This is a genomic window from Ornithinimicrobium panacihumi (genome assembly GCF_052073805.1).
GTDB lineage: Bacteria > Actinomycetota > Actinomycetes > Actinomycetales > Dermatophilaceae > Ornithinicoccus > Ornithinicoccus panacihumi.
Genome location: NZ_JBQGWG010000042.1, coordinates 1 through 6,212, shown reverse-complemented (window position 1 = coordinate 6,212; position 6,212 = coordinate 1). Strand labels below are relative to the sequence as shown.

Genomic DNA, 6,212 nt, shown 5'->3' with positions numbered 1-6,212 from the left:
GGTCAAGTCCAGTGGAGTGGTGTTCGACGGTGATCCCTCGATGGGGTTGATCAGGGCGTCAGTGCGGGAACGGTAGCAGTGATCTCCTCGGGGTCGGTGGTGGTGGGGATCAGGGCGTGTCGGCACCGAGTGAGGGCGTCCAGTCCGATGTAGCGTCGTTGCTCGGTCCAGGCGTCGTGCTGCTCGGCCAGGACGGCTCCGACGAGGCGGGTGAGGGCCTCGCGGTGGGGGAAGATGCCGACGACGTCGGTGCGCCTGCGGATCTCGCGGTTGAGCCGTTCCTGGGGGTTGTTGGACCAGATCTGGCGCCAGACCTCCTTGGGGAAGGTGGTGAAGGCCAGGATGTCGGCCCGGGCGCTCTCGAGGTGTTCGGCGACAGCGGGCAGCTTGTCGGTGAGCGTGTCGATGACGCGGTCGAACTGGGCGTGCACGGCCTCGGCGTCGGGTTGGTCGTACACCGAGTGCAGCAGCGTCTTGACCCACGGCCATGAGGACTTGGGGGTCGCGGACATGAGGTTGGCGGCGTAGTGGGTGCGGCACCGCTGCCACGCGGTCCCGGGCAGGGTGGCACCGATGGCCTCCACGAGGCCGGCGTGGGCGTCGGAGGTGACCAGCCCGACCGGCCCGGCACTGGTGAGGCCGCGGGCGACCAGGTCGCGGAAGAACGCCAGCCAGGAGGCGGTGGTCTCGCCGGTGGCGACCTGTAGGCCCAGGATTTCCCGGTAGCCCTCGGTGTTGACGCCGGTCGCGACCAGGGCGGACACCTTGACCACGCGCCCGCCCTCGCGGACCTTGAGCACCAGGGCGTCGACGGCCACGAAGGTGTAGGGCCCTTCGTCCAGGGGGCGGGTGCGGAAGGACTCCACCTGCTCGTCCAGCTCGGTCGCCATCACCGAGACCTGGGACTTGGACAGGCCGGTGATGCCCAGCGCCGTCACCAGCTTGTCCATGCGCCGGGTGGAGACCCCGAGCAGGTAGCAGGTCGCCACCACCGTGGTCAGCGCGGCCTCGGCCCGCTTACGCCGCTCCAGCAGCCACTCGGGGAAGAACGTCCCCTCGCGCAGCTTGGGGATCGCCACGTCCAGGGTGCCGACGCGAGTGTCCAGGTCCCGGTGCCGGTACCCGTTGCGCCGGTTCGTGCGCTCGGCCGTGCGGGTGCCGTAGTCCGCGCCGCACACGGCATCGGCCTGCGCGGACAGCAGGCTGTTGATAAAGGTTTGCAGCAGGTGACGCATCAGGTCCGGGCTCGCCTGCGCGAGCTCCTCGTGCAGGAACTGCTCAGGGTCGATAATGGGGGAAGCGGTCATCGGTGGTGCTCCTCTTCGAGAGTGCTGTGGAAGGTTCACTCGAAGGATCACACCGGTGGCCGCGCCTACCTGTGCAGGACACGCTCACCGGGTGCCGTCGTACACCACTCTGGTGGACTCCACTGGATCTGGTCGGGCTCCGCGTCAACGAGGGCCGTCTGATCGTGACACTGGTGCACTGCAAGTACGCGGCTGGCGATGGCCCGGGCGCGCGCGTGGCCGACCTGTACGAGGTATGCGGGCAGGCGGTCCGGAGCATTCGGCGACGTAAGCGCATCGCCGTGATGCTCGAACTGCTGTCGAAGCGCGTGGGCGACAAGCTGGAGCGCGGGTTCCAACCGTTCGAGGTCGGAGACGCCGCTGCGCTCGTGCGCGTGTGCGAGCAGGCTGGCCAGCTCCGGCCGCAGTTTGATGTCATCATTGCCCAGCCTGGCCTGGCGAAGTCCAAGGTTCGCGATGACCAGCTACCAGTACTCGCCGGAGTCGCCAGCTACCTGCAGCACACAGCCGGCGCGTCGCTGACCGTGCTCGTCTCGGAGTGAGCAAGCCTCGGGCGCAAGGTCCAAGCTGGTTCAGGGAACAAGGCCGACCTCGAAGCCTGATGCTAACTATACGAACGGAGGTCGCGCACGCTGCGGCGTCGCCTGCGCTCGAACAGGAGATATCCGTGGCGGCAACCCACGTCCGCTTTCGGCGCAACGCTCTTCCTACTCACACCGCCGTCGGATCGGAGCAGACGACCACGCCGCCGAGGGTGCGTCCTTTCGCCGCCTTTCACGCGACATTCTGCCCCCGAACAGGGTTGGCCGCTGCGACAGGTTTGCTACGCGTCGTTCCTGCCGGCTATGACTATGCTTGGTCAGGCATCCCCTGTGTCGGCCGCTCCGTCCGAGCCATTCACTGTTCCTTGGTCGTGTGCCGCACTGGTCAGCGGCCTGTAGAGCGTGTTGTAGATGACGTTGTCGCCCCAGGCACTCACGGCTGACATGTCGCCGCCTGCGAGAGCGGCCAGATGTGTGGGTGTCTGTTTGGCTTGTTCGATGAGGGAACCACGGAGCGACTCGACCGATATTGGAGTCCAGACACACAGTTCAGCTACCTCATGAGTGAACACGAGCTGGTCGGCTTCGGTTCCTTCAATCGCAACTTCATATCCGTGCTCACCGCGTCGTGGAGTGAGGGTCAGCATGCGTCCATCGTCGAGACAGACCTCGGCAGCAAGAGCTCCCATGTTTACGATACGCATGAGGTGAAGTTGGCGTTCAAGCAGTCTCCAGCGCAGCTGCGGAGCGATAGGATAGTTCGACGGCGACACCCGTCGGTAGGTGGCCGCTTCGACCAACTCACCGAGGAAGGAAATGCCAACCATGGCTCGTCGCTCACCGATGCCCGGTTCAGTGACGTTCATGGCCTTCGCAATCTCGGCCATCACCACATCGGGAGATGCGTCCTCGGTTGCAGCGATCAACAAGTCATCGTCGGCATAGGCATGCACGGCTATGCCTTGCGGGTGCTCGATGCACTCGTTGAGCAAGCGTTCAACAAGTTCGAAGTCAGGATCGGGAAGAGGCGCCTCGTACGCGGCGCGATGACCACCGTCTTCCTCAATGTAACTGTTGGCCAGGTAATCAATTGCGCTTTCGCCACGTTGTTGCTGACGGGCGGGCCGACCCGTGGGCGGATGATTTGGCGCAGGGCGGTTCTTACATTCAATGACCGCGACGCCGTCGTCAAGGACGGTGACGATGTCACCTATCCCAATTAGAGTCGTGAGGTCGGACAGGATTGGGATACCTCCGAGACTGGCGATTGCTCGGGCTGAGTCGAATACGAACTCGAAGTCGTCGCCCTGCGATGTGAGGTGAGCGGGTTTGCCGGGGTGGCGAGACAGTGCCCGGATGGTGTGGCTCGGCAACAGTGCGTGTACAAGGCCGTCACCGATAACCCGAAGCAGATTCCGGTGTCGCTTCGCGTCGAGGCGCTCGTCTTTGGTTCTGGCGCAGTCAGCAGAGTCGCGTTCGGCGCGCATGATCGCGTCGGCGAGTTGGCGCTGCCAATCGATGCCACTTCCGGCCTGTGGAACTTCGACGAAGTCTTGAAGGAGGAGTCGACGCTCGGCGGCGTACGCCGTAATGTCGTCGGGCGTCTCGTCACCCAAGGTCGGCTCGTTGTCTCGTGACTTCATTCCAGAACCGTACCGATCTGCCGACGTCTTCGTTCGATTGGCGGGCCGCGTCAATCCGCCGCGAGTGACGGGCGCACAGACGCCCCGGTCCAGCAGCAGCCTTGCCCGCCCCTCCCCCAGCCGGTCGCCACTTACGGCGGCGCCGTCGGGATCGCCGCCGGGCTCATGGGCATCCCCTACGCCTCCGGCAGCCCTAACCCGAACGTCATCGGATGACGCCTCCTGGGCCGGATGGCGGCGTCGAGGAACTGCCCTTCATTGGCTTGGGCGCAGTGGCGCCACGTTTGCTGGCCTCCCCGGCTTGTCTCGTTGTTCGAGCCGTTGGCTGGCGGCGAGTCTCGCCTCTGGCGTGACAACGTGGGCCCAGCTCCTGGGGACGGTCATGGCGTCACGCTGGCCGTCGCCAACCGTAAGGGTGGAGCGCATCGCTTCTCGTGACGCCCGTGCGGCCTGCATGCCGGCACGCTCCGAGCGGCCGCCCACTGCCGGGGGCTGCGGGATGGCTCGCTTGTGGACGACGTCGCGTGGGGCGACGGATGCACCCTGGGTCCGTGGGGCTCCCAATCCGTCCTCGGGTGCGGATCGGGCCAGGTCGTTCGCTGCCCTGGCGTCGACGAGCAAGGGCGCGCTCCGGGAGGTCTCGTGGAAAAGAGTTGCGACGCCGGCCATGGTGGCGTGGAACCGGTGCAGGGCCCTCACCAGAGAGGGTGCATCGACGCGTCCGTTCATGTCTCCTGCCGATGCGGGCATGCGCCTGGTGGCGGTGACCTCGCGCATGGAGTCGACCAGTTCCCACCCGGCCTTGCTCAACGCGAGCGGGCTCGAGTCGTGCGGGTGGGTGAGCTGCTGGAAGTGCGCATGGGCCTCGCCCCACTTCTCGATCATGGTGTTCACCGCGGGACCGATCTCCTTGTCGAACGTCCGCGGGTCCACGTGTCCGGTCTCGACGGCCGCCCGCCACAACGCGTGGACGTGCACCGAGGCCCGAAAGGCGGTTCCAGCCACCTGGGTCATGGCGTGTGTCGTCGGTTCCCGGGTCAGGGCCCGTTGGGCGTGGACGTCCCAGGTGGCGATCGCACCGGGGATCCGGGTGTCGTCCGCTGGCTCGCGGTGCCGGCCGTCCAGCGCCTGCGGGTAGTGCCCGTTGATGTACGAGTGGGCAATCTGTTCGACATCCAGCACCTGGTGACGCAGGTCGTCTGCGGTGACGTTGTAGACCTGCAACCGGCGGTCGACCTTCTCATCCGACGCTGTCCCGGCCAGGCCGACGGAGACGCCGTGTGCGGCGACGTACAGGGTGTGCATGATGTTGACGCGGGCAGCGAACGCGTCGCGTAGCTGGGCCTGGGTCCACCATGAAGCGCCCCAGGTTCTGTGCCGCTCCTATACGGGTTGCGGCTCTCGGTTGAGGGTCGCGTAGTGGGCGTTCTCGTACTCCACTGGGGACATCATGCCAAGGCTGCCGTGGAGGCGTCGCTGGTTGTACCAGTCGACCCAGGCAGCGGTGGCGTACTCGACGTCCGCGATGGTCTTGTAGGGCCCGTCGCAGAAGACGGTGGTGCGGATGCACTCGGTCTTGTACAGGCCGATGGCGCTCTCCATCAAGGCGTTGTCGAACGCATCACCGACCGAGCCGATGGAGGGTCGCAGGCCTTCCAGGGCCAGGTGCTCGGTGAATCGCAGCGAGGTGTACTGCGACCCGGCGTCCGCGTGGCAGATCAGGCCGGGTGCGACGGGGTGCCCGTCGTGGTCACGCTGCCAGATCGCCATCCGCAGCGGGGTCATCACCAGGTCGACCTCCTTGGTCGTGGCAGCGTGCCAGGCCACGATCCGCTGGGCGAAGACGTCCAGGACGAACGCGACGTACACCCACCCGGTCCAGGCCCGGACGTAGGTGAAGTCCATCACCCAGGTCTGGTTCGGGCAGGTGGCGGTGAAGTCGCGATCCAACAGGTCGCCAGCGCGCCGCCCGTCCTTGGTGGGGATCGTGGTCCGGATGCCCTTGTCGCGGCGGAGGCCGGACAGGCCCAGGGCGCGCATCGCCCGGTCGACCGCCCCGGCCGAGGCGTCGGGCAGGCCGCTGCGGCGGACCAGCGCGGTCATCTTGCGTCGCCCGTACAGCCCTTCCGGGGCTAGCTGACGGGCGCCGGTGCGGGTGTTGGTGGTCCAGGCCAGGTCGCGCACCAGGTCCATCACCAGAGCATCGGTGTGCGTGCGGGCCGAGGGCTGGCGGGAGTTGTTCTTCCAGGCCCGGTAGGTGCGCGCGGCGACCTGCAGGCCCTGCTCGCGCAGGACCCGGCAGATCGACTCGACCGCGTGCCCCTGGGCGCGCTGGGCGTCGATGAACGCCATGATCATCGGTTCCGGGGGTCGAGCTCCCCCACGAAGAAACTCGTGGCCGCCTTCAGGATGGCCACGTCCTCACGCAGCCGCCGGTTCTCGGCCTTCAGCTTCTTGATCTCCGCCTGCTCGGCCGTGGTGGTCCCTGGCCGGTCGCCGGCATCGATCTCGGCCTGGGCGACCCACCGCCGCAACGATTCCTTGCCCACTCCTTCCTGCCGGGAGACCGCCAGCACGGCCGCGGTCATCGTCGGGTACTCGTTGCGGTGCTCCAGCACCAACCGCACAGCCCGAGCCTTCAGCTCGGGATCGATCTTCTTCGGCATGACATGCATCCTTCCGGACTCGAAAGGAAGCGGCATCAAACCTGGGGCGCTTCA

Annotated in this window: 5 protein-coding genes and 1 other annotated feature; of the genes, 1 reads left to right on the top strand and 4 read right to left on the bottom strand. The window is 66.6% G+C overall.

What is annotated here, in order from left to right; all coding sequences use genetic code 11:
- Positions 1-50: 50 nt before the first annotated feature.
- Positions 51-1,307, bottom strand: a complete 1,257-nt coding sequence (locus ACTMMA_RS18045; RefSeq protein WP_441190474.1) for an IS256 family transposase — start codon at positions 1,305-1,307, stop codon at positions 51-53.
- A 164-nt stretch (positions 1,308-1,471) separates the two neighbouring features.
- Between ACTMMA_RS18045 and ACTMMA_RS18040 the strand changes: the two genes are divergently transcribed.
- Positions 1,472-1,849: a hypothetical protein gene (locus tag ACTMMA_RS18040; RefSeq protein ID WP_441191458.1), complete on the top strand. Its 378-nt coding sequence runs from the start codon at positions 1,472-1,474 to the stop codon at positions 1,847-1,849.
- Positions 1,850-2,166: 317 nt separating this feature from the next.
- Here ACTMMA_RS18040 and ACTMMA_RS18035 read toward each other — a convergent pair whose 3' ends face one another.
- The 3 genes from ACTMMA_RS18035 to ACTMMA_RS18025 all read right to left on the bottom strand — a co-directional run bounded on the left by ACTMMA_RS18035 (position 2,167) and on the right by ACTMMA_RS18025 (position 6,158).
- Complete coding sequence (locus ACTMMA_RS18035; protein WP_441191457.1) at positions 2,167-3,492, bottom strand: hypothetical protein; 1,326 nt, start codon at positions 3,490-3,492, stop codon at positions 2,167-2,169.
- A gap of 255 nt (positions 3,493-3,747) precedes the next feature.
- Complete coding sequence (locus tag ACTMMA_RS18030; protein WP_441191456.1) at positions 3,748-4,797, bottom strand: hypothetical protein; 1,050 nt, start codon at positions 4,795-4,797, stop codon at positions 3,748-3,750.
- Between the two features lie 78 nt (positions 4,798-4,875).
- Positions 4,876-6,158, bottom strand: a protein-coding gene (locus tag ACTMMA_RS18025) for an IS3 family transposase (protein WP_441189664.1) whose coding sequence is annotated in 2 segments (ribosomal slippage) — positions 4,876-5,885 and positions 5,885-6,158 — 1,284 coding nt in all. Because the reading frame shifts where the segments join, the coding sequence is not laid out codon by codon here.
- Positions 5,755-5,889: a sequence feature (AL1L pseudoknot), on the bottom strand. Its footprint overlaps the gene before it by 135 nt.
- Positions 6,159-6,212: the final 54 nt, after the last annotated feature.

Coding starts and splice junctions, on each gene's coding strand:
- ACTMMA_RS18030 (WP_441191456.1), bottom strand. CDS start 4,797: ATGCACACCCTGTACGTCGCCGCACACGGCGTCTCCGTCGGCCTGGCC.
- ACTMMA_RS18035 (WP_441191457.1), bottom strand. CDS start 3,492: ATGAAGTCACGAGACAACGAGCCGACCTTGGGTGACGAGACGCCCGAC.
- ACTMMA_RS18045 (WP_441190474.1), bottom strand. CDS start 1,307: ATGACCGCTTCCCCCATTATCGACCCTGAGCAGTTCCTGCACGAGGAG.